The organism is Rhizobium sp. 01N447_2, from assembly GCF_056399245.1.
In genome coordinates, this window is the sequence record NZ_JBFTQY010000004.1 from 91,450 (window position 1) to 110,638 (window position 19,189).

Annotated in this window: 19 protein-coding genes; 18 read left to right on the forward strand and 1 reads right to left on the reverse strand. The window is 60.0% G+C overall.

What is annotated here, in order from left to right; genetic code table 11:
- The first annotated feature begins 35 nt into the window (after positions 1-35).
- The 10 genes from AC1ECN_RS04025 to AC1ECN_RS04070 all read left to right on the forward strand — a co-directional run bounded on the left by AC1ECN_RS04025 (position 36) and on the right by AC1ECN_RS04070 (position 10,474).
- Positions 36-1,646 carry an ABC transporter substrate-binding protein gene (locus tag AC1ECN_RS04025; protein WP_075225488.1) on the forward strand — a complete coding sequence of 537 codons (1,611 nt, stop codon included), beginning with the start codon at positions 36-38 and terminating at the stop codon, positions 1,644-1,646.
- A gap of 145 nt (positions 1,647-1,791) precedes the next feature.
- Positions 1,792-2,730: an isocitrate lyase/PEP mutase family protein gene (locus AC1ECN_RS04030; RefSeq protein WP_024320377.1), complete on the forward strand. Its 939-nt coding sequence runs from the start codon at positions 1,792-1,794 to the stop codon at positions 2,728-2,730.
- A gap of 67 nt (positions 2,731-2,797) precedes the next feature.
- Positions 2,798-3,793, forward strand: a complete 996-nt coding sequence (locus AC1ECN_RS04035; protein WP_477952251.1) for an ABC transporter permease — start codon at positions 2,798-2,800, stop codon at positions 3,791-3,793.
- Complete coding sequence (locus AC1ECN_RS04040; protein ID WP_075225490.1) at positions 3,790-4,713, forward strand: ABC transporter permease; 924 nt, start codon at positions 3,790-3,792, stop codon at positions 4,711-4,713. Before AC1ECN_RS04035 ends, AC1ECN_RS04040 begins: the two co-directional genes overlap by 4 nt.
- A 1-nt stretch (position 4,714) precedes the next feature.
- Positions 4,715-5,746 (forward strand): ABC transporter ATP-binding protein, encoded by a 1,032-nt coding sequence (locus AC1ECN_RS04045; protein ID WP_477952253.1) that lies wholly within the window; start codon positions 4,715-4,717, stop codon positions 5,744-5,746.
- On the forward strand, positions 5,743-6,810 hold the full coding sequence (locus AC1ECN_RS04050) for an ABC transporter ATP-binding protein (RefSeq protein ID WP_477952254.1): 1,068 nt from the start codon (positions 5,743-5,745) through the stop codon (positions 6,808-6,810). The genes AC1ECN_RS04045 and AC1ECN_RS04050 overlap by 4 nt, the downstream gene beginning before the upstream one ends.
- Positions 6,810-7,388 (forward strand): TIGR02444 family protein, encoded by a 579-nt coding sequence (locus tag AC1ECN_RS04055; RefSeq protein WP_075225493.1) that lies wholly within the window; start codon positions 6,810-6,812, stop codon positions 7,386-7,388. The genes AC1ECN_RS04050 and AC1ECN_RS04055 overlap by 1 nt, the downstream gene beginning before the upstream one ends.
- A gap of 15 nt (positions 7,389-7,403) precedes the next feature.
- A complete protein-coding gene (locus AC1ECN_RS04060) occupies positions 7,404-7,589 on the forward strand; it encodes a hypothetical protein (protein ID WP_130656564.1) in 186 nt (61 codons plus the stop codon).
- The gene (gene hutH, locus AC1ECN_RS04065) at positions 7,586-9,199 is read left to right on the forward strand and encodes a histidine ammonia-lyase (RefSeq protein ID WP_075225494.1); all 1,614 of its coding nucleotides are present in this window, start codon (positions 7,586-7,588) and stop codon (positions 9,197-9,199) included. The genes AC1ECN_RS04060 and hutH overlap by 4 nt, the downstream gene beginning before the upstream one ends.
- An 84-nt stretch (positions 9,200-9,283) precedes the next feature.
- Positions 9,284-10,474 carry an amino acid aminotransferase gene (locus AC1ECN_RS04070; protein WP_075225495.1) on the forward strand — a complete coding sequence of 397 codons (1,191 nt, stop codon included), beginning with the start codon at positions 9,284-9,286 and terminating at the stop codon, positions 10,472-10,474.
- A gap of 83 nt (positions 10,475-10,557) precedes the next feature.
- Here AC1ECN_RS04070 and AC1ECN_RS04075 read toward each other — a convergent pair whose 3' ends face one another.
- Positions 10,558-11,241: a GntR family transcriptional regulator gene (locus tag AC1ECN_RS04075; RefSeq protein WP_075225496.1), complete on the reverse strand. Its 684-nt coding sequence runs from the start codon at positions 11,239-11,241 to the stop codon at positions 10,558-10,560.
- A 112-nt stretch (positions 11,242-11,353) separates the two neighbouring features.
- Here AC1ECN_RS04075 and AC1ECN_RS04080 point away from each other — a divergent pair, with 112 nt between their 5' ends.
- From AC1ECN_RS04080 to AC1ECN_RS04115, 8 genes are all read left to right on the forward strand, one after another.
- On the forward strand, positions 11,354-12,007 hold the full coding sequence (locus tag AC1ECN_RS04080; RefSeq protein WP_178385474.1) for a GntR family transcriptional regulator: 654 nt from the start codon (positions 11,354-11,356) through the stop codon (positions 12,005-12,007).
- Positions 12,008-12,123: 116 nt separating this feature from the next.
- Positions 12,124-12,960, forward strand: coding sequence for an ABC transporter substrate-binding protein (locus tag AC1ECN_RS04085; protein ID WP_018482713.1), 837 nt, complete (start codon positions 12,124-12,126; stop codon positions 12,958-12,960).
- A gap of 77 nt (positions 12,961-13,037) precedes the next feature.
- On the forward strand, positions 13,038-13,730 hold the full coding sequence (locus AC1ECN_RS04090) for an amino acid ABC transporter permease (RefSeq protein WP_011653848.1): 693 nt from the start codon (positions 13,038-13,040) through the stop codon (positions 13,728-13,730).
- A gap of 15 nt (positions 13,731-13,745) precedes the next feature.
- Entirely contained in the window at positions 13,746-14,636 is an 891-nt protein-coding gene (dapA, locus tag AC1ECN_RS04095) for a 4-hydroxy-tetrahydrodipicolinate synthase (protein WP_130673222.1), read from the forward strand.
- Positions 14,637-14,647: 11 nt separating this feature from the next.
- Positions 14,648-17,581, forward strand: coding sequence for an FAD-dependent oxidoreductase (locus AC1ECN_RS04100; RefSeq protein WP_477952258.1), 2,934 nt, complete (start codon positions 14,648-14,650; stop codon positions 17,579-17,581).
- Complete coding sequence (locus tag AC1ECN_RS04105; protein WP_477952260.1) at positions 17,578-18,306, forward strand: amino acid ABC transporter ATP-binding protein; 729 nt, start codon at positions 17,578-17,580, stop codon at positions 18,304-18,306. Before AC1ECN_RS04100 ends, AC1ECN_RS04105 begins: the two co-directional genes overlap by 4 nt.
- Positions 18,307-18,317: 11 nt before the next feature.
- The gene (locus AC1ECN_RS04110) at positions 18,318-18,716 is read left to right on the forward strand and encodes a hypothetical protein (protein ID WP_130673223.1); all 399 of its coding nucleotides are present in this window, start codon (positions 18,318-18,320) and stop codon (positions 18,714-18,716) included.
- Positions 18,713-19,126 carry a DUF3830 family protein gene (locus AC1ECN_RS04115; RefSeq protein ID WP_130673224.1) on the forward strand — a complete coding sequence of 138 codons (414 nt, stop codon included), beginning with the start codon at positions 18,713-18,715 and terminating at the stop codon, positions 19,124-19,126. Before AC1ECN_RS04110 ends, AC1ECN_RS04115 begins: the two co-directional genes overlap by 4 nt.
- Positions 19,127-19,189: the final 63 nt, after the last annotated feature.

A 19,189-nucleotide genomic window follows, 5' to 3' on the forward strand; every position in this document is an offset into this window, starting at 1 on the left:
TCCCCCAGGGGAACTCAAAAAAAGGAGATAGAGTGATGTTGTCAGACAATCGTTCCAGAAGGCTGCAGAGCCTGTTCATGCGCGGCGCCGCCGCCTTGCTGTTGTCGCTGATGGCGGCCGCACCCGTGATGCTTGCCGCGTCTCACGCGGGCGCGCAGACGGAAAAACCCGTGAGCGGCGGCACGATGACCATTATCAACGGTTCGGACATCAAGAGCTGGGATCCGGCGATCACCGCCGGCACCTATCCCGGCGGTCCGATGGATGTGCTCGACGCCGTCTACGGCTTCATCGTCTACGTCAACGACAAGGGCGTCGTGACCGGCGGCATGGCTGAAAGCCTGACCAGCACAGACGCCGTGACCTGGACCTTGAAGCTTCGCAAGGACATGAAGTTCACCGACGGGACGCCCTATGATGCGGAAGCCGTCAAATATAATTGGGACCGCGCCGCCGATCCGGCCACGCTTTCACCGGCGCAGCCGTTCATATCCTCATGGAACAAGGCAATCACCGTCGTCGATCCGCAAACCCTGACGATCAAGCTGTCCTCCCCGAACGCCAATTTCGCAGCCCAGGTCGCCGAGCTGTGCCCCTTCATCGCCTCGCCGGCAGCATTGAAGGTCGCCAAGGAAAAGACCGACATCAAGCCGGTGGGCGCCGGCGCCTTTACGCTGACCGAGTGGAACCAGGGCATATCAATGACCATGGCCCGCAATCCCGGTTATTGGGATCAGCCGCGCCCTTATCTGGATACGATCAAGTTCGCGATCATTCCCGAAACCAACAGCCGCATCGCCACCGTCGTGCAGGGCGGCGCAACGATGATGGCCGGTTATCCCTATCAGTTCGGCTCGAACGCAACGGCGCCGGGGGTTGCGACCCGCGAGATCCCGATCCGCGGCATCAACCGCGCCTATCTCAACCAGGCCAAGGGTATCTTCACGGATGTTCGCGCCCGCGAGGCCTTCTATTCCGCCATCGACCGCGCGCGGCTGATGCAGGCCTTCACGCAGATGCCCGGCTACAAGGCACCCAGCAATTACTTTGGAGAGAATTCGCCGTATTTCGATAGCGCTTCATCTCTTCCCGCCTATGATCCGAAGAAGGCGCAGGAACTGTTCGACGCCCTGAAGGCGGACGGCAAGCCATTTTCGATCAAGATCGTCACCTATACCAACTCGGACCTGAAGCGTCTTGCCGCCTACATTCAGCAGGTGCTGACCGGCTATGAAGGTGCCTCGGCTGAGATCGTTGAGGTCGACCAGGCTTCGCTGATCCAGCGGTGCAAGACGCAGCTCGACTTCGACATCTGCGTCGAAGGCGGGGTGCTGGTGTCGAACGGTGCCGAGCCGAACATTTCCAACCTGCTGAGCTCCGGCGGTGCTTTCAACTGGGGACAGTACAAGAGCGCCGAGATGGATGCTGCATTGAAGGAAGCCAGCTCCACCCTCGACCCTGCCGCTGTCAAAGCCGCCTATGGCAAGGTTCAGAAGCTCGTTGCAACCGAGATGCCGCTCTACATCTTCGGGGAACAGACGCGCTCGCTGCTGCTGCGCAACAATACCGGCGGCGTCGTTCCTTCGAACGGCGGCATCCTGCAAAAGCAGTTCCTCTACGTCTGCACGGATGCCTGCCAGAAATAGCAGGTTCCAGATCATGACGCGCAGGCTCGCCCGGAAGATCCGGGCGGGCAAGGCAGGATCGGTCGATGGGCTGGACGACCGTACACGCCAGAGACGTTAAGACGACAGAATGAGCCCTGCGACGCGGGGCGATCGGAAAAGGTGGATGACGATGATCGGCAATCGCGAGAAGGTGAAGTTTCGGGATCTGGTTTCCCGCAAGCAGGTGTTCACGCCCTGCGTCTGGGATTGCTACTCCGCAAAGGCGGCGGAAATGGCCGGCTTCGAGGCGATCCTGCTCAGCGGCGCGTCGCTGGGATTCAGCATGTCCGGCGTGCCGGATCTTGGCCTGCACAATCAGGAGGAACTGGTCTATGCGACCGACCGCATCGCCGACTACTCGCCTTTGCCGCTGGTTATCGATGCCGATGACGGCTTCGGCGATGTCGTCCAGACCTTCCGCACCTGCTATCGTCTCGCCAAGGCCGGCGCCGGCGCGATCCTGATCGAGGATACGCCCAATGAACGCGGCTATGCGCGGTTCGGCCGCGCCATGGAGGCAGCGACCCTTGCCGGCAAGGTCGATGGCAACGTGCCGCATGAGGTCGTCTCGCAGGAGCTCTGGCTCGCCAAGATCAAGGCCTCGATCGAAGCCTGTCAAGGCAGCGATTGCGTGGTGATAGCGCGCACCGAATCCAAGCTCGAAAAAGGGTTGGACGACGCTATCGAACGCTGCGTGCGCGCCGCAGCGCTCGGCGCTGAAATGACCTATGTGCATGGCCTGCGCACGCTGGAGGAATGCCGGAAGGTGGCCAAGGAATTGCCCGGCTGGAAGATGTTCGGCGATGTCGCGACCGTCAATGGCGTGCCCTTCGTGCGGCTTGAAGAAATCGAGGCGCTCGGCTTCAACTTGGTGACCATGCACTATCTCGAGAAGGGATCGATGTATGGCATGATGGATTACGGTCGGCATGTCTTCAAGGACCGCAGCACGCGCTACGCGGATGAGCACAGCATGGGCGGCATGACGCCCGCCGAGCAGAAATCCTCGCTGGAGCGGGACAGCGGCTGGCTCGATGCCGAGGACAGATGGAAGGCGCTCTGATCCCGGAGACCGGCCGCTCTGCCGTCTCGTTTTGCGAAATCCGGATGCCGGTCCAGCCCGGCATCGGATGTTCCACCTGACAATCGGAGTCCGATCGTTGCGAATTGCCAAGCTCTCCTATCTGAAAGCGGTCGGCGTCCGGCTTCTGGCCGGCATTCCGGTCTTCCTGCTGGTGACGTTCTCGGCGACGGCGCTGTCGAGCCTGATGCCGGGGTCGGCGGCGCAGCTGATCCTCGGAGAGAACGCGACGCAGGCCCAGATCGATGCGCTGAACAGCCGTTACGGTTACGATCTGCCGGTCTGGGAACGTTATCTCGGCTGGCTCGGACGGCTTCTTCACGGAGATCTCGGGCAGACCATGTTCAGCCAGCAGTCCGTGGCAAAACTCCTGGTCGACCGGGCGGCGGTGACGTTTGAGATTGCGTTGCTTGCCATGTTCGTCTCGCTGCTGATCGGCGTGCCGCTCGCCATGTACACCGCCAGCCGGCCGGGCGGCATCGTCGATACGGTGCTGCGTGCAGTCTCCTCGGTCATGCTGTCGATCCCGACCTTCGTCATCGTGGTTCTGCTCGGTTTCGTCTTTGCAATCGTGCTGCGCTGGCTGCYGGCGACCGGCTGGGTTACCTTCAGCGACGATCCGATCGGCAATCTCTACTATGTCGCCTTGCCGGTGATGTGCCTCAGCGTGCACCAGGCAGCCTATTTCTACAGGGTGAGCCGCAGCGAATTCGTCGCGGTCCTCCAGGAGGACTATGTCCTCGTTGCCAAGGCCAAGGGCCTGCCGACACGCTATATCCTGATGCGCCACGTGCTGCGCCCGGCCTCTCCCCAGGTGCTGACGGTGATGGGCCTGTCGATGACCTATCTGCTCGGCGGTTCCTTCATCGTCGAGAGCTATTTCGCGGTGCCCGGCATCGGCTGGACCGTTCTCAATGCGGTGAGCAGCCACGACCTGCCCGTCATGCAGGCCATCCTGTCGCTGACGGTGGTGATCTTCGTCGTCATCTTCATCCTGGTCGATCTCGGTTACGCGCTTATCGATCCGCGGGTGGACGTGTCATGAGCCGCCTCCAACCAACACAAACGGACCTCGTGCCCGGCGAAGCGGTCGCATTGGCGGAGACGTTGAATGCCGCGATGCCGAAGACCGCGCGTTTCCGCATGCCGAGCGGCCATCCGATGGAATGGTTCGCCTTCGTGTTCCTGACGGTCCTGATCATCTCCTCGGTTTTCGTGGAGTTCATTCCGGGTCTCGTTCGAGCAAGCTTTCCTTATGGCGATTTCTCGCAGGGTCCGGAATGGAGCCTGAACGGCCTGTTCGGAACCGATGCGCTCGGGCGCAGCATCCTGTCCCGGGTGCTCTACGGTGCGCGAACGACGCTCGCCATCGTCTCGGTCGCGACGCTGATCTCGCTGGTGATCGGCATGATCCTCGGGATGCTGGCCGGTTTCTATCGCGGCCCGGTCGAGCGGATCGTCGATCTCTATGCCAATTCCATGGCGTCGCTTCCGCCGATCCTCGTCATCCTGGCGCTGATATCGGTGACCGGAAATTCGGTTTTCACGATGATGCTGGCGCTTGGCCTGCTCGACATCGGAACGTATGCACGCATCGCCAAAGGCGGCGTGATTGCCCAGAACGACCGTGATTACGTGCTGGCGGCACGCGCCATGGGCGCATCGGACATGCGGCTTCTGCTGCGCGAGATCCTGCCCAATCTCGTTCCGCCGCTRACGGCCATCGTTCCGCCGCTGATGGCGGGGTTGATCATCACAGAGGGATCGCTGAGCTTTCTCGGTTACGGCATTCCGGCGCCGGCGCCGAGCTGGGGCGGGATGATCGCCAGCTCGACCGACCTGCTCAGCCGCTTTCCAGTGCTGATCTTCGGACCGATCGTCGCCATCGTTCTAACAGTTTACTCGCTCAACACGGTCGGGGATTGTCTGGCCCGTCGCATGAACCATCGCGGCAGGGAACTCTGATATGAGTGAGGCTGCGAAAACCACCCCGGTCCTCGATTGTCACGATCTCTCCTGCTATTTCAGGTCGCCGATCGGACCCATCCGCGTGCTGCATGACGTCAGCTTCAGCATCCCTCCGCGTACGACGCTCGGCATCGTCGGAGAATCCGGCGCGGGCAAATCCATGCTGGTCAAGACGATCATGGGGATTGCGCCGGAGGGCATGAAAACCAGCGGCCGCATCCTCGCCGACGGGACCGATCTGTCGACGCTCAACGAGGCGAAACGCCGCGCCTTTCTCGGCCGCAAGTTCGGGATGGTTTTCCAGAACCCGATGACATCCCTCAATCCGTTCGTGCGGGTGGGGCGGCAGATCGAAGAGGCGAGCCGCTTCCATCTGCGGCTTGGAAAAGCGCAGGCGAAGGCACTCGCGATCGAACTACTGGCAAGCGTCGGCATTCCCGATGCCGCGGAATGTTACGGACATTATCCGCATCAGTTTTCGGGCGGCATGAAGCAGAGGATCATGRTCGCCACGGCACTTGCCTGCCAGCCGGATCTGCTGATCGCCGACGAGGCGACGACTGCGCTCGACGTGACGGTTCAGAAGGAAATTCTCGATCTGCTGCAGCTTATCCAGCAGCAGCGGCAGATGTCGATGATCCTGGTGACGCACAATCTGGGCATCGTCGCCGGACGCACCGACGACATCCTCGTGCTCTATGGCGGGCATGTCGTGGAATACGGCCCGACGGACACCGTCTTTTCCCATCCGCGCCATCGCTATACCGAGGCTCTGCTTTCGGCGATGCCGCGCATGGACCAGCCGGCTCATACGAAACTGCACACGATTCCGGGCCGTCCGCCCGATCTTGCCAACCCCGCGCCCGGATGCCCGTTCGCACCGCGCTGCCCCGCCGCCGAGGCCCGCTGCCATGCTTCGATGCCGCCGATGACCACCAGTGCGGATGGCAAGCATCGCTTCGCCTGCTATGTGCCTGTTCAAACCGGCGATGCAGCCGACACTGCGGTCGAAAGGAGGGCATCGTCATGAATGACGAGGCTTCCGGCCAGGCCGTCGATACAGGTGCCGCAACGCATGCCTTCGATGCTTTCCTGCGCGACGACGCGCTTTTGAAGGTACGCGATCTCTCGGTCAGATATCGCCGCGGCGGCAAGATCTTTGTTGCGGTCGACGGCGTCTCCTTCGACGTGGCTCCTGGGGAAACACTCGGTCTCGTCGGAGAGTCGGGCAGCGGCAAGACGACCATCGGTCRTGCCCTTTTGAAGCTTCTGCCGAAGGTGGACACGCGTGTCGACGGCCACGTCGAATATGACGGCCTGAATCTTGCCGACCTGTCTGCTTCCGATCTTCGCGCCATCCGAAGCAAACTGCAGATGATCTTCCAGGATCCGATTTCCTCCTTCAATCCGCGCCGCAAGGTGCAGGATATCGTCGGAGAAGGCCTCGAGATCCAGGGCATCCGCAAAGCGGAAAGACTGGAAAGGGTCGATCGTGCGCTCAACGATGTCGGCATGAGCCGGACGATGGTGGAGGGCCGCAGGCCGCATCAGTTTTCCGGTGGCCAGTGCCAGCGTATTGCGATCGCACGGGCGCTAGCCGTTGGGCCGGAGCTGATCGTCTGCGATGAGCCGGTTGCGTCTCTCGACGTGTCGGTGCAAGCGCATGTGATCAATCTTCTGCAGGATATCCGCCAGAATCGAAACCTGGCGCTGATCTTCATTTCCCACGATCTTGCCGTCGTGCGCAATGTCAGCGACAGGGTCGCCGTCCTCTACATGGGCAAGATCGTCGAGATCGGAACCGGCGACGCCATCTATCAGCGTCCGGCGCATCCTTATACCCGCATGCTGCTGGAAGCAGTCCCGGTTCCCGATGCCAGCCGGAAGATCGTGCCGAGCGCAACGCCGACGCAGGCCTTGTCGCGGAGCGCGCCGCCATCCGGATGCCGGTTCCGCAGGCGTTGCCCGCGCGCTCAGGCGGTCTGTGCGGCGCAGGAACCGAAGCTTGCGGCGATGCCCTACGGCCAGTTCGCGGCCTGCCATTTCCCTCACGACGAACCGGCACCCGGAATGAAGACGGCGGAGCAAGCGTGATGGAAAAAGCCCCTGACGCATTCGAAGAAAAAACGCTGGCAAGCGGCAGTGCGCGCTCAGAACAGGATACCGGAACTGCGAGGCGCGCTGCTTTCTGTGCCAATGTGTTCGATGTCATGGTCCGGCTCTACGGCGAGCCCGGCATCGCGTCCTGGTGCCTCGAAGCCCAGACACGTCATGCGGTGGATGTGCCGTCTCTGCTGTTCTTCGCTCTTGCGGATAGTGACGGACACGGCGCGGATGACGGCGAGATGCAGCGGCTTCTGGAACGTGCCGGCGAATGGCGCTCGCTTTTCGTCCTGCCGTTGCGACACCTTCGGCTAACCCTGCGTCAAGGCCGCAGGAACACGGCAGAGATTGAATTTTACGAGAAGATCAAGGCAGCGGAGCTGGAGGCGGAACGGTTGCAGGTCCGGCGTCTGGCCGACGACTTTCTCCCGCTCGAAGGGCCGGGCGGGCTGGCAGCCCGTTATCTCGAAACGATTTCCATGCCGGAACCCAAGGCAGGGGCGTTGATCGGGCGGCTTCGAGACGCCACCAAAGCCGTGTGCCACGGCTTTCCCCATCACGCGCACTGAGGATCTGAAGACATCATGAGCGATTTCGACGCCGTCATGACAGGAACCATCGTCACGGAAGAAGGTGTCGCGGAAAACTACGTCGCCGTCACTGGTGGCATTATCGCTGCGATGGAGACAGGCTGCGCTCCCGGCGCGCGACGTGTTCGATTTCGGCACTTATTTTCTCACACCTATCGAGCTTCAAGGACATCGAGATGAACGCCATAATTTTAGACGGTGACAGCCTGACGATCAAAGATACCGTTCGCATCGCGCGCCAGGGCGCCAAGGTAGCGCTCGCCGATGCAGCGCGCGCCGAAATCATCAAGGTGAGAAACTATATCGAGGAAAACTGGCTGACCGAAAATGCGCCGCCAACCTACGGCTTCAACACCGGCGTCGGCAAGCTCAAGGATTATGCCATCAACCAGGCCGATAACGACCGCTTCCAGCGCAATATCGTGCTCTCTCATTGCTCCGGCATCGGAGAGCCGGCATCGGAAGAAATCGTCCGCGCCATGATGGCCGTCCGTATCAACGCCTTCTGCCTCGGAGTTTCCGGCCTGCGGATCGAGGTGGTTGATCGTCTCGTTGAGATGTTGAACTGCGGCGTTCACCCTGTGGTGCCGATCCAGGGGTCGGTCGGCGCGTCCGGCGATCTGGCGCCGCTGGCGCACATGGTTTCGGTGTTGATCGGCTATGAGGAGGCGGAAGCCTATTACCAGGGCGAACGCATGCCAGCGCCGCAGGCTCTGGAAAAAGCCGGCATCTCCCCGATTGCTTTCGATCTCAAGGCGAAGGACTGCCTTGCCCTCATCAATGGCAACAGCCTCTGCGCGGCCATGGCGGTTCTCAACCTCCACGACGCCGAGATGCTGATGAAGACTGCCGATGCGGCCGGCGCGCTCAGTCTGGAGGCGATCCGCGGCGAGCAGGCGGCATTCGATCCCCGCATACATCTCGTGCGCAAGCAGCCCGGGCAGATCGCGACTGCGGAAAATATCCGTCGCATTATCGAGGGCAGCCGTCGCACGACCGAGGCAGCACGTGCGGTACGCCTCGAGGACGATATTCTGCATCCGAAACACACCGCCCGAATCCAGGATCAGTATTCCTTCCGTTGCCTGCCGCAGGTGCATGGAAGCTGCCGCGACCAGTTGGAACACGCCAAGGAGTTGATCACGCGCGAGCTCAACGCCGCGACCGATAATCCGCTCGTCTTCTGGAACGAGCTCGGCGCGCTGGAATTCCTGTCCGGCGGCAACTTTCATTGCGAACCCATCGCTTTTGCCATGGACTTGCTGACGATCGCTTTGGTGGAAATCGGCAATATTTCCGAGCGCCGCCTGTTCTCGCTCTGCGACACGACATTGAACTACGGCCTGCCGCCGAACCTTGCCGGCAAGCCGATCGGCCTGAATTACGGCTATGGCATCATCTCGACGGCCGCGGCGTCCGTCGCATCGGAAAACAAGACGCTGGCTTTCCCCGCCGTTGCCGATACCATCCCGACCAAGAGCAGCCAGGAAGACCATGTTTCGATGGCGACATGGGCATGCCGCAAGACGCGTCAGGTGGTCGACAACATGCCGAAGATCCTTGGTGTTGAATGCCTGCTTGCGGCCCGCGCCATCTTCCTGACTGAAGAGGCACTCGGCGGCTACAAGCTCGGAACCGGCAGCCAGGCGCTCTATGACACGCTTCGCGACGCGATCCCGTTCCAGCAGGAGGACAGCTACATGCCCAAGCAGACCACACCGGCTCTCGAGATCGTGCGGTCCGGCGCATTTCTCGAGGCCATCGAGAACAAGATCGGCGCGCTGAAATAGGTGGGCGGCCGATTTGGGCTGCGGCCGCATCATGAAGCGCCGGCGTTTCATCACCGCCTGCAATTCCCCTGACCGGAGAGAACGATGTTCGATGATCTGATAATGCCGCCAGCCGACAAGATCCTGTCGTTGATGCCGATTTTCCGGCAGGATAGTCGTTCGAACAAGATCGATCTCGGCGTCGGAGTCTACCGGGACGCCTCCGGTACGACGCCGATCCCGCGGGCGGTGAGGGAGGCAGAAAAGCGAATTCATACCGCGCAGACGACCAAAGCCTATGTCGGCCCGGCCGGAGATCCTGTTTTTTGCGATCTCATCGGCAGGCTTGTCTTCGGCGAGGCGGCGCCGTGGGAGCGAATTCGCGGCATCCAGACGCCGGGCGGAGCAGGCGCCTTGACGGTGCTCGCCGGCCTGATCTCCCTGGCGCGCCCGGGTGCCGCGGTCCATGTGCCCGACCCGACCTGGGTGAACCATGTGTCGATCCTCGAAGACAACCGGCTTCGGGTCGTCACTTACCCGTACCTCGATAGCCGAACAGGCGAGGTGGATTTCGACGCCCTGCTCGATCATTTCTCACGGTCGGAGCGGGGCGACATCGTGTTGCTGCACGGCTGCTGCCACAATCCGACGGGCGCCGACCCGAGCCGTTCGCAATGGCAGGCGCTGGCGAAGATCATCGCCGAGCGCGGGCTCGTTCCCCTGGTCGATATCGCTTATCAGGGGTTTGGCGAGGGTCTCGAGGACGATGCCTTCGTGGTACGGCTGCTCGCCGGCATGGTTCCGGAAATGCTCGTCTCCTCGTCATGCTCGAAGAATTTCGGAATCTATCGCGAGCGCACAGGTGCCGCATTCATTCTCGCCGCCAACGCGGATCGGGCGGATGCAACCAAGGCGCAACTCACGGTGCGAGCCCGTGTCGTCTATTCGATGCCGCCGGATCACGGCTCGGCTATCGTTCGCACCGTCCTGGAAGACCCGGCACTCGCGGCCGACTGGCGCGCCGAACTGGACGGTATGCGCTCCAACATTCTGTCGCTGCGCCAGGGGCTTGCTGCCTCGTTCCGGCGTTTCACCAATGGCAGCGACTACGATTTCCTCGCCAAGAACAAAGGCATGTTTTCGCTGATCGGTCTGACACCCAGGGAAGCTGTGATGTTGCGCGAGCGTCACGCCGTCTATATCGTCGAGGACGGACGCATCAATGTCGCCGGGCTGCAGGCCAGCCAGATCGACACCTTTGCGGAAGCCGTTCTGGCAGTTCGCGGAATCAGCTGATCAGCACCCTTTTGAGGCATTAACAGGGAGTTCGGCATCTACGCAGTCTGAAACAGCAACCAAGAACCCTCCACTTGATCGCGCTAAAGGTCAGCGACTTGTAGATGCATTCGCGTAAATGCCATTAGGCTCTCGATGTGTTGGGCGACAGCTCGGCGCGTTTCCTCGACGTCGCCCCGGTCGATCGCCTCGATGATAACGAGGTGTTCCGTGGAGTCCGGCTTCAGGCGATCTTTCAGGCGGTCGATTTCGAAGAGACGCGTGGTCGCCCGAAGCTCCCGCAGTACCTTTGCCATGACCGCGTTGCCGCAATGATCGATAATCATATTATGGAGATTGTCGTCCGAGAACCAATGCGCGTCTGTGTGATACGCCGTCGCGCCCAATAGGTCGTGGATTTCCTGCCGGACGCTCATCAAAAGACGTCGCGGAATGGCGTTGATCGACAGTACCGCTGCTTCAGGTTCGATCAACAACCTCAGTTTCAAGCTTTGAAGATACTCGCCGACATCCACCTGTCGCACGACGTAGTTTCGGCCATCGCCCTTGCGAACCAGGCCTTCGCCTTCTAATCTCTGCAGCGCTTCGCGCAGCGGTGTCCTCGAAATCCCGAGTGTCTCGGCAAGCCTTGCCTCAACGATGACATGCCCGCCTTTCAGCCGGCGGTGCCGGATCATGTCGGACACGGCCTTGTAGGTCAGCGATGCAAGATTATGCTGCCCTTTCTCCGCAATTTTCCGACCCGGGGCCGCTAAGGCGTCTGTCACCGTTTGCTATTTCCTTGTTCTTTAGGGCGTTGGCCGCTCGACGCGGCACCGCGCTTTCCTTACGCGATCACTTGTTACATATGATAGCCGATTTGGAAAAGGACTGGAACGAGTGCAGATGGACGATGGTCTGAATGAAGTTGGCGACTCCAGCCTTGCTGACGAAACCTACCGTTCCCTGCTGGCCGATATTCTATCAGCCAGGCTCGCGGGGGGATCGGTCGTCCAGCAACGCCGCCTGGCGACGAAACATGCTGTTTCGCGTTCTCCCATGCGCCACGCGCTGGGACGTCTCGAAGGAGAGGGACTACTTGTCAGAAACGAAAAAGGCGTTCTCTCAGTCAGGGTCATCAGTCTCAAGGATTACCTTGACAGTCTCACCATGAGGATGCTGCTCGAACCAACTGCGGCTGCGCTCGCCAGCCCCCATGTTTCGCGACTTGAACTGGACCCTTTGACAAGGATGCTGGACGAGATCGAGGCCGACCCCGAACCTGACCCTGAGATGGTCTGGGCGTTTGACGATGCGCTTCACAACTATATCGCAAGCGAAAGCCGCAACCCCTTTATGGCAACCACGATCGGGGAGATGCGGCGCTACACAACGATCTTCGAGCGGCAGCTGCCTGTGGTGCGTGCGAAGCCGGGCGTGCGGGAACATCGAGCAATCCTGCTTGCCTTGGCCTCCAACGATGCCGAGGCGGCTCGCCGAGCCATGACCGATCATCTCGAAGTCGTCCGTCAGGGCGTCCTTGCGAACTACTGAATCGATGAGTTGAGAATGCACTTGCATCTACGGTGAACTTTTGTATAAAAATGGGATCCCACTTGAATGCACGGTCGGGATCCAACGATAAAGAACCGAACTCCCAGAGGCTCTCCATGCTCCGTTCACACTTCTCTCGCAGCGTTCTTGCCGCGTCCTTCCTGTCGGTCACAGCGTCTTTTGCCTTCGCTCAATCCTGCGAACCCAAAGTGGCGGCAGGCGAGTTGATCAAGCCCGGCACGCTCGTCATGTCGACCAATCCAACGCTTCCTCCGCTCCAGTTCATCGACTCCACGGGTGATCTGAAGGGCATGCGCATCGACCTCGGCAAAGAGATCGCCAAGCGCCTTTGCCTTGAGCCCGAATATGTCCGCATCGAATTCTCGGCGATGGTTCCGGGCCTGCAGGCTGGCCGCTGGGACATGATCAATACGGGCATTTTCTTCACCGAAGAACGCGCCAAGATCATGCAGATGATCCCCTATGAAGATCAGGCCATCAGCGTCTCCGTGGCACCAGATTCGAAGAAAAACGTCGCCGCAAAAGATGATCTTGCCGGCATGACGATCGGTGTCGAAATCGGTGGTTTCGAGGAAACGAAGACACGCCTTCTCGACAAGGAACTGCGTGACGCGGGCAAAGAAGGCTTGACCATCCAGACGTTCGATAATTTCGCCCTGGCCTACCAGGCTCTGCGGGCAGGCCAGGTGCAGGGTGTCGTGTCGATCGACGCCGTCGCCAAGGAGTACGATTCTCGCGGGGACTTCAAACGGGCAATCAGCGGCCTCTACCCAGCCCCGGTTTCTGTCGCATTCAAAAGCCCGGCTTTGGCCGATGCCGTGTCTGCGACGTTGAAAGACATGAAGGCGGATGGATCTTTAAAGGCGCTCTTTGACAAATACGGCCTGCCGATGGTCGCGGGTGACTATTCGGTTAAAGGCCCCGGCCGCTGAACTGATTTCAAGGATCGTTTAGAGATGAGGCGGGGCGCGACCACGTCGCGCCAAACCTCTTGCAGAAAGTCGTTGTCATGTCGCTTTGGAACTGGTCCGGCTTCTTCGGTTATCTGTTCAACCCCTTTATACTTGGCGGGGTGTTCACGACCGTTTGGCTCACCGTCGTCTCGTTGATTGCGGGGCTTATCCTCGGCTTCGCCCTTGCATTAATGCGGCGATCGTCGCGGCGGGTGCCATACTACATTGCCAAGGCGTATATCTGGCTTTTTCGCGGCACGCCGCTTCTTGTACAGTTGATTGCAATCTACACGGCGCTTCCGCTGTTCGGCATCAAGTTCACCGTCATAGAGGCGGCGTTGCTCGGATTGGCTCTCAACGAGGCGGCGTATCTCGCGGAGATCATTCGTGCCGGTATCGAAGCCGTGCCGGAAGGCCAGACCAGGGCAGCGCGCGCACTCGGCATGACCGAGCGTCAGATCATGCGCTACATCGTCATGCCGCAAGCTTTTAAAGTTATCGTTCCGCCTCTCGGCAATTCGGTGAACGGTCTCTTGAAAACGACCTCCGTCACTTCTGTGATCTCGGTCGAAGAACTCCTTCGCCGGACTCAGGTTCTCATCCAGGAGCGGTTCATGGTGCTCGAACTGTTTGCGGTCGCGGCGATTTATTACCTCCTCCTCACAACACTCTGGGACTTCTTCCAGAGCCATATCGAAAAGCGTCTCGGTCAAGCCGGATCGCGGCTTTCCATTAACGAGAAGCGCTAGAACCAGGATTTTCAAATGCAGAAGACGTTCCGCGGTGTCTACACCGTGATGATTACTCCGTTGGATCCCAGCGGCGCGGTCGATCTGAAGGGGCTGGCTGCCTTTACCGACTGGCAGGTTAAAGAAGGTATCCATGGCCTGATCCCTCTTGGATCGACAGGTGAGTTTCTGTCGCTCAGCGAGGAAGAGCGCGATGGTGTGGCGAGGACCGTCATCGAAACTGTCGCGGGACGGGTGCCTGTTCTGATCGGCACGGGAGCGGAAGATACGCGGGAATCCATTCGCCTTAGCGTCAAGGCCGAGGCAATGGGAGCTGAGGGCGTCATGATTATTCCGCCGTTCTATTCCACCCCAACGGATGACGAACTCGTTCACCACTACAAGAGCATTGCGTCTGCCGTGGCCATCCCGATTATGGTCTACAACAATCCCGCGACCGCAAACGTCGATCTGAAGCCGGAGTTGGTCAAGCGGATCGCCGAAATCGATGGCTGCGACTATATCAAGGAGTCCACCCTCGAAGTGACGCGCGTGCGCGATATCATCCGGCTGGCCGGCGACGATATGACTGTGTTCGGGGGCATACTCGGGTTCGAGTCTTTCGTTATGGGTGCGCAGGGCTGGGTGGCAGTGGCTTCAAATGTTGCGCCAGGACCGATGGCGCGGATCTTCGAACTTGTCGCAAATGAGAAAAAGTTCGATGAGGCAAGAGAGCTTTACCTCAAATGGCTGCCTGTCATTCAGGCGGTCGGGGGCCAGGCCTATGTCGCAGGAACGAAGTCCCTGCTGACCCACATGGGATTTGGCGCAGGCCTGCCGCGTCCGCCGCGCCTACCGTTGCCGCCCGCGCAGGATGCCGCCATGAAGAGGCTGGTGGCCGATTTCGGTCTGACGTTCAGCGTCTGAGGAATTCCATGATGCCCGTCGCTTCCATAAACCAGAGCTTGAGGCCCGACGATGCACGGGTCAGGCTCTCGGTCGACGGTCTGCAGATATTTGCCGAAAAGGGCATGTCTGTCGCCGCCGCCATCGAGGCGACGGGGCGGCATGAATTTTCCCGAGGCATCAAAGGCGACGGCCGTGGCCTCTTCTGCGGAATGGGCGTCTGTCACGATTGCCTCGTGACGATCGACGGAAAAGCCAGCCAGCGGGCCTGCATGACCATTGTCGACGATGACATGCAGGTTCTGCGTCCTGCTGCGCGGCCCGACCTTGCCACTGGTCAGATTGCCGATCTCTGCGGTGTGCCGCAGTCCTTGACGACAAGGACGATGGACGTTCTCATCGTCGGAGCGGGGCCTGCAGGGCTTGCCGCAGCTGAGGTTCTTGCTGCGGCCGGCGCCAAGGTGACTGTCATTGATGAACGGCCGTCCGCCGGCGGACAGTATTTCAAACAACCCTCGACACGGAGCGCCACTGAGCGAGTGAGTGGCGACGAGCAGGCTTTATCCGGCGCAGCGCTTATAGGGCAAGTGCGCGACCATGGCGTGACATTTCTAAGCGCTACGGTGGTGTGGGGTGCCGCACGTGACGACGACGGTTCGCTTATCATCGCCTGCTATGGCTCCGGCCATGCGTTTTACTGCAAGCCGAAAATACTCATCATCGCGACGGGGGCCTACGAACGCCCAACGCCAGTGAGGGGTTGGACACTTCCTGGTGCGATGACAACAGGGGCCGCCCAGACGTTGCTGAGAAGCTACGGAACTGTGCCCGGCCGACGGGTCGTTATTGCCGGAAACGGTCCTTTGAATATGCAGGTCGCAAACGAACTTCGAAAGGCAGGAGCCTCCATAGTCGCTTTGCTGGAAGCAGCGCCGCCACCGTGGTCTCGGCCGGTGGCAGCCCTCGGCCTTCTGACAACGGATCCCGCCCTCGCCCGCCACGGATTGCGCCAGATATCGTCGCTTAGGTCCACGGGCGTCAAGATAGGCTGGAGTAGCGTGCTCACCGCGATCAACGGTTCGCAACGTGTGGAGAGCGTCACGTTCGCCGGACCAGGCGGCGAGACCAATCTCGATGCTGACACCGTCCTTATCGGCGGCAATTTCACATCCTCCAATGAGCTGTCCCGGCTACTCGGCTGCGGCCATGAGGTCGTCGGCGGCGATCTGCGGGCAGTGCGAGGTCTCGACGGCCAGACAACGCTTGCAAACGTGCATATTGTCGGTGAAGCGGCGCGTTTCGGCGGCGCGCATGTTGCGATGGCAGAAGGGCAGATCGCCGCCTCCGCGATTGCTCGAAAACTGGGCCTCCTTGTCCAAAYCGACGAAAGCGCAGTGAAAAGGCTTGCCCGCCATAGACGCTTTCAAGAGGCCCTTTGGCAGGTCTTTGCGCCGAAGGACGATGCAAAGACAAAGACGGCAATTCCGCCAGATGATGCATTGATCTGCCGTTGCGAAGGGGTGACTTACGGTGTCTTGAGGACGCTCAGCGCAGATAGTGAGCAGGACGTTTCGACATTGAAGCGCCTGTCGCGTGCAGGCATGGGCCGGTGTCAGAGCCGCTACTGCGGCAAAGCGATCGCTGACGTCGCGAAAGAACGGCACCTCACGGGCGAAACAAGCGGTTTTCTGGCTCCGCAAATGCCACTTCGACCTATTCCGCTGGCGGCGGTTGCGGTCGAAAAGCCGGAATGGGGCGGCCACAAGCGCGCACTTTTGCCGGAAAAGCCCCCATTGGCGAATCCTCAACCTTTGCCTGTGGCGGAAACGTCCACGCTGGTAATCGGCGCCGGCATTGCAGGCCTTTCGACGGCGCTCTTCCTTGCCCGGGAAGGCGAGGACGTTGTGGTGGTGGAGCGCGCTTTTGCGAACTCGCTGGCGTCCGGAGGGAATGCAGGAAGCCTTCATGCCCAGTTGCTTTCCTTCGACCACGGTGCCCGTGCCGAAGGTGGCGGCGGAGCGGCCGCACAAACACTTCCCCTCCAGCGCGATTCAATCGCTCTTTGGGCCGCGCTGCAAAGCGAGCTCGGGCAGGATTTCGAGATGAAGGTCACAGGCGGCCTCATGGTGGCCGAATCCGATGACCACATGCGTTTTCTGGCGGAAAAGGTCGGGGTGGAGTGCGCGGCCGGGATCGATTGCCGCTTGATCGGGCAAGAGGAACTGCGCTCCCTGGAGCCTGCTCTGTCTTCTCACTTCGTCGGTGCTGCCTACTGCTCCCAGGAGGGCAAGATCAATCCTCTCGTCGCTACGCAATATATATTGGAGGCGGCACGGCGAGACGGCGCTCAAGTCTTCGAAAATTGCGAGGTCACCGGAATAACGACCTCGGACGACGGGTTTGAGGTCAAGACATCGAGGGGCATGTTGCGGGCAAAACGGATCGTAAATGCAGCCGGAGCCTTCGCTTCAAGGATCGGCGCGATGCTCGGTGTCCATGTGCCGGTATTCGGTGCTCCACTGCAGATGGTGGTTACCGAGGCCGCAGCACCTTTGATCTCGTGTCTCGTCGCCCATGCCGACCGCCATTTGACACTCAAGCAGGCGGCAAACGGGAACTTCATCATCGGCGGCGGCTGGACGGCAGGCCTCGATCCCATCCATCAACATCCACGCCCGCTACTGTCGAGCCTTGAGGGAAACCTTTGGGTTGCCCAGCACGTCGTTCCCGCTCTGCGCAAACTTCACGTCATCCGAAGCTGGGCAGCGATGAACATCAACATCGACGGTGCGCCGATCCTCGGCGAACATCCGTCAATGCCCGGGTTCTTCAACGCCGTCACTTCAAACGGCTATACGCTCGGCCCGATCGTCGGCCAGTTAACATCCCGGCTCATTCTCGGTCGCGAGACCGATAGAGCCTTGCAACCCTTTTCTATCGCGCGTTTCCAGAAAGGCCGGGCATGATTGAGATCACTGACGTTACCAAATATTACGGTCAGTTCGCTGTCCTTAAGAACTGCTCGGTGAACGTCGAGCGCGGTGAGGTCGTGGTTGTCTGCGGTCCCTCGGGGTCGGGCAAATCGACGTTGATCAAATGCGTCAACGGGCTCGAGCAGTTTCAGGAAGGTTCGATCCGGGTGCATGGTATCGAAGTCGGCGACCCGAAGACCGACCTGCCAAACCTTCGCACACGGGTAGGGATGGTCTTCCAGAACTTCGAATTGTTTCCACATCTGACGATCATCGACAATATCATGCTGGCGCAGAAGATTGTCATTGGCCGCAGCGAAACGGCAGCCCACGCCAAGGCCATGGCGCTTCTTGATCGCGTCGGACTGACGGACCACGCGAAAAAATATCCAAGCCAACTCTCCGGCGGGCAGCAGCAGCGCGTGGCGATCGCGCGGGCGCTCGCGATGGATCCGCTCGCCATGCTCTTCGACGAGCCGACATCCGCGCTTGATCCAGAGATGATTTCCGAAGTGCTCGACGTCATGACCGGACTGGCAAAGGACGGCATGACGATGATGGTCGTCACCCATGAGATGGGATTTGCCCGCCGGGTGGCGACACGTGTGATTTTCATCGATCAGGGCGAGATCGTCGAGGATCGTCCGAGCGAGGAGTTTTTCGCGGGAAAACACAACCCACGAACCGAAGCTTTCCTTGGCAAAATCCTGCAACACTGAAGGTTAGGCTTGTGAGCGACTACGATCTCATCATCCAGAACGGCACGGTGGCGACTGCTGCGGATGTTTTCCAGGCGGATATCGGCATTAAAGACGGCAAGATTGTCCAGATCGGGCAGAGCCTGTCTGGTGCTGCGCGCACGATCGACGCCTCGGGCAAATATGTCCTTCCAGGCGGCATCGACAGCCATGTCGAACGGACCATCCGTCATGCGGAACTGCATGATGGCGCAGACTATTCGCCCTACGAGGGGATCGAGATCACCGGCTGGCCGATAACGACAATTGTCGCCGGAAAGCCTGTCGTCGAAAACGGCGTCCTGGTGGGTACCAAGGGCCACGGGCAATATCGGAAAGCCGCGGCGAAACAAATCAACAAGCAGTCAAATCTAACAAGAGCGACATCATGAAACTGAAAATTACAGCAGGGCCATTCATCTTCGACGCTGTCCTGGAAACTGCCAAAGCGCCCAAAACCTGTGAAGCATTCATCAAGCAGATGCCGTTCGATGGTAAAATCGTGCACGTTCGCTGGTCTGGCGAGGGCGTTTGGATCCCGCTTGGCGACCATGATTTCGGCGTCGGTTATGAGAACCATACAAGCCATCCGGCCCCCGGTCATATCATCCTTTGCCCGGGAGGCATTAGCGAAACGGAAATCCTGCTTGCCTACGGAGGCGTCGATTTTTCATCGAAAATGGGCCAACTGGCTGGCAATCATTTCATCACAATCACATCCAATCTCGACCAACTCGCCGAAATAGGGCGCCTCACGCTGTGGGAAGGCGCGCAATCCATTCGATTTGAGGCCGTATCCTAAAGCATGATGATTTTAGGTCGGGTCGGCCTAAAATCTGAATCCTGTTCTAAATTAAATAGTTAG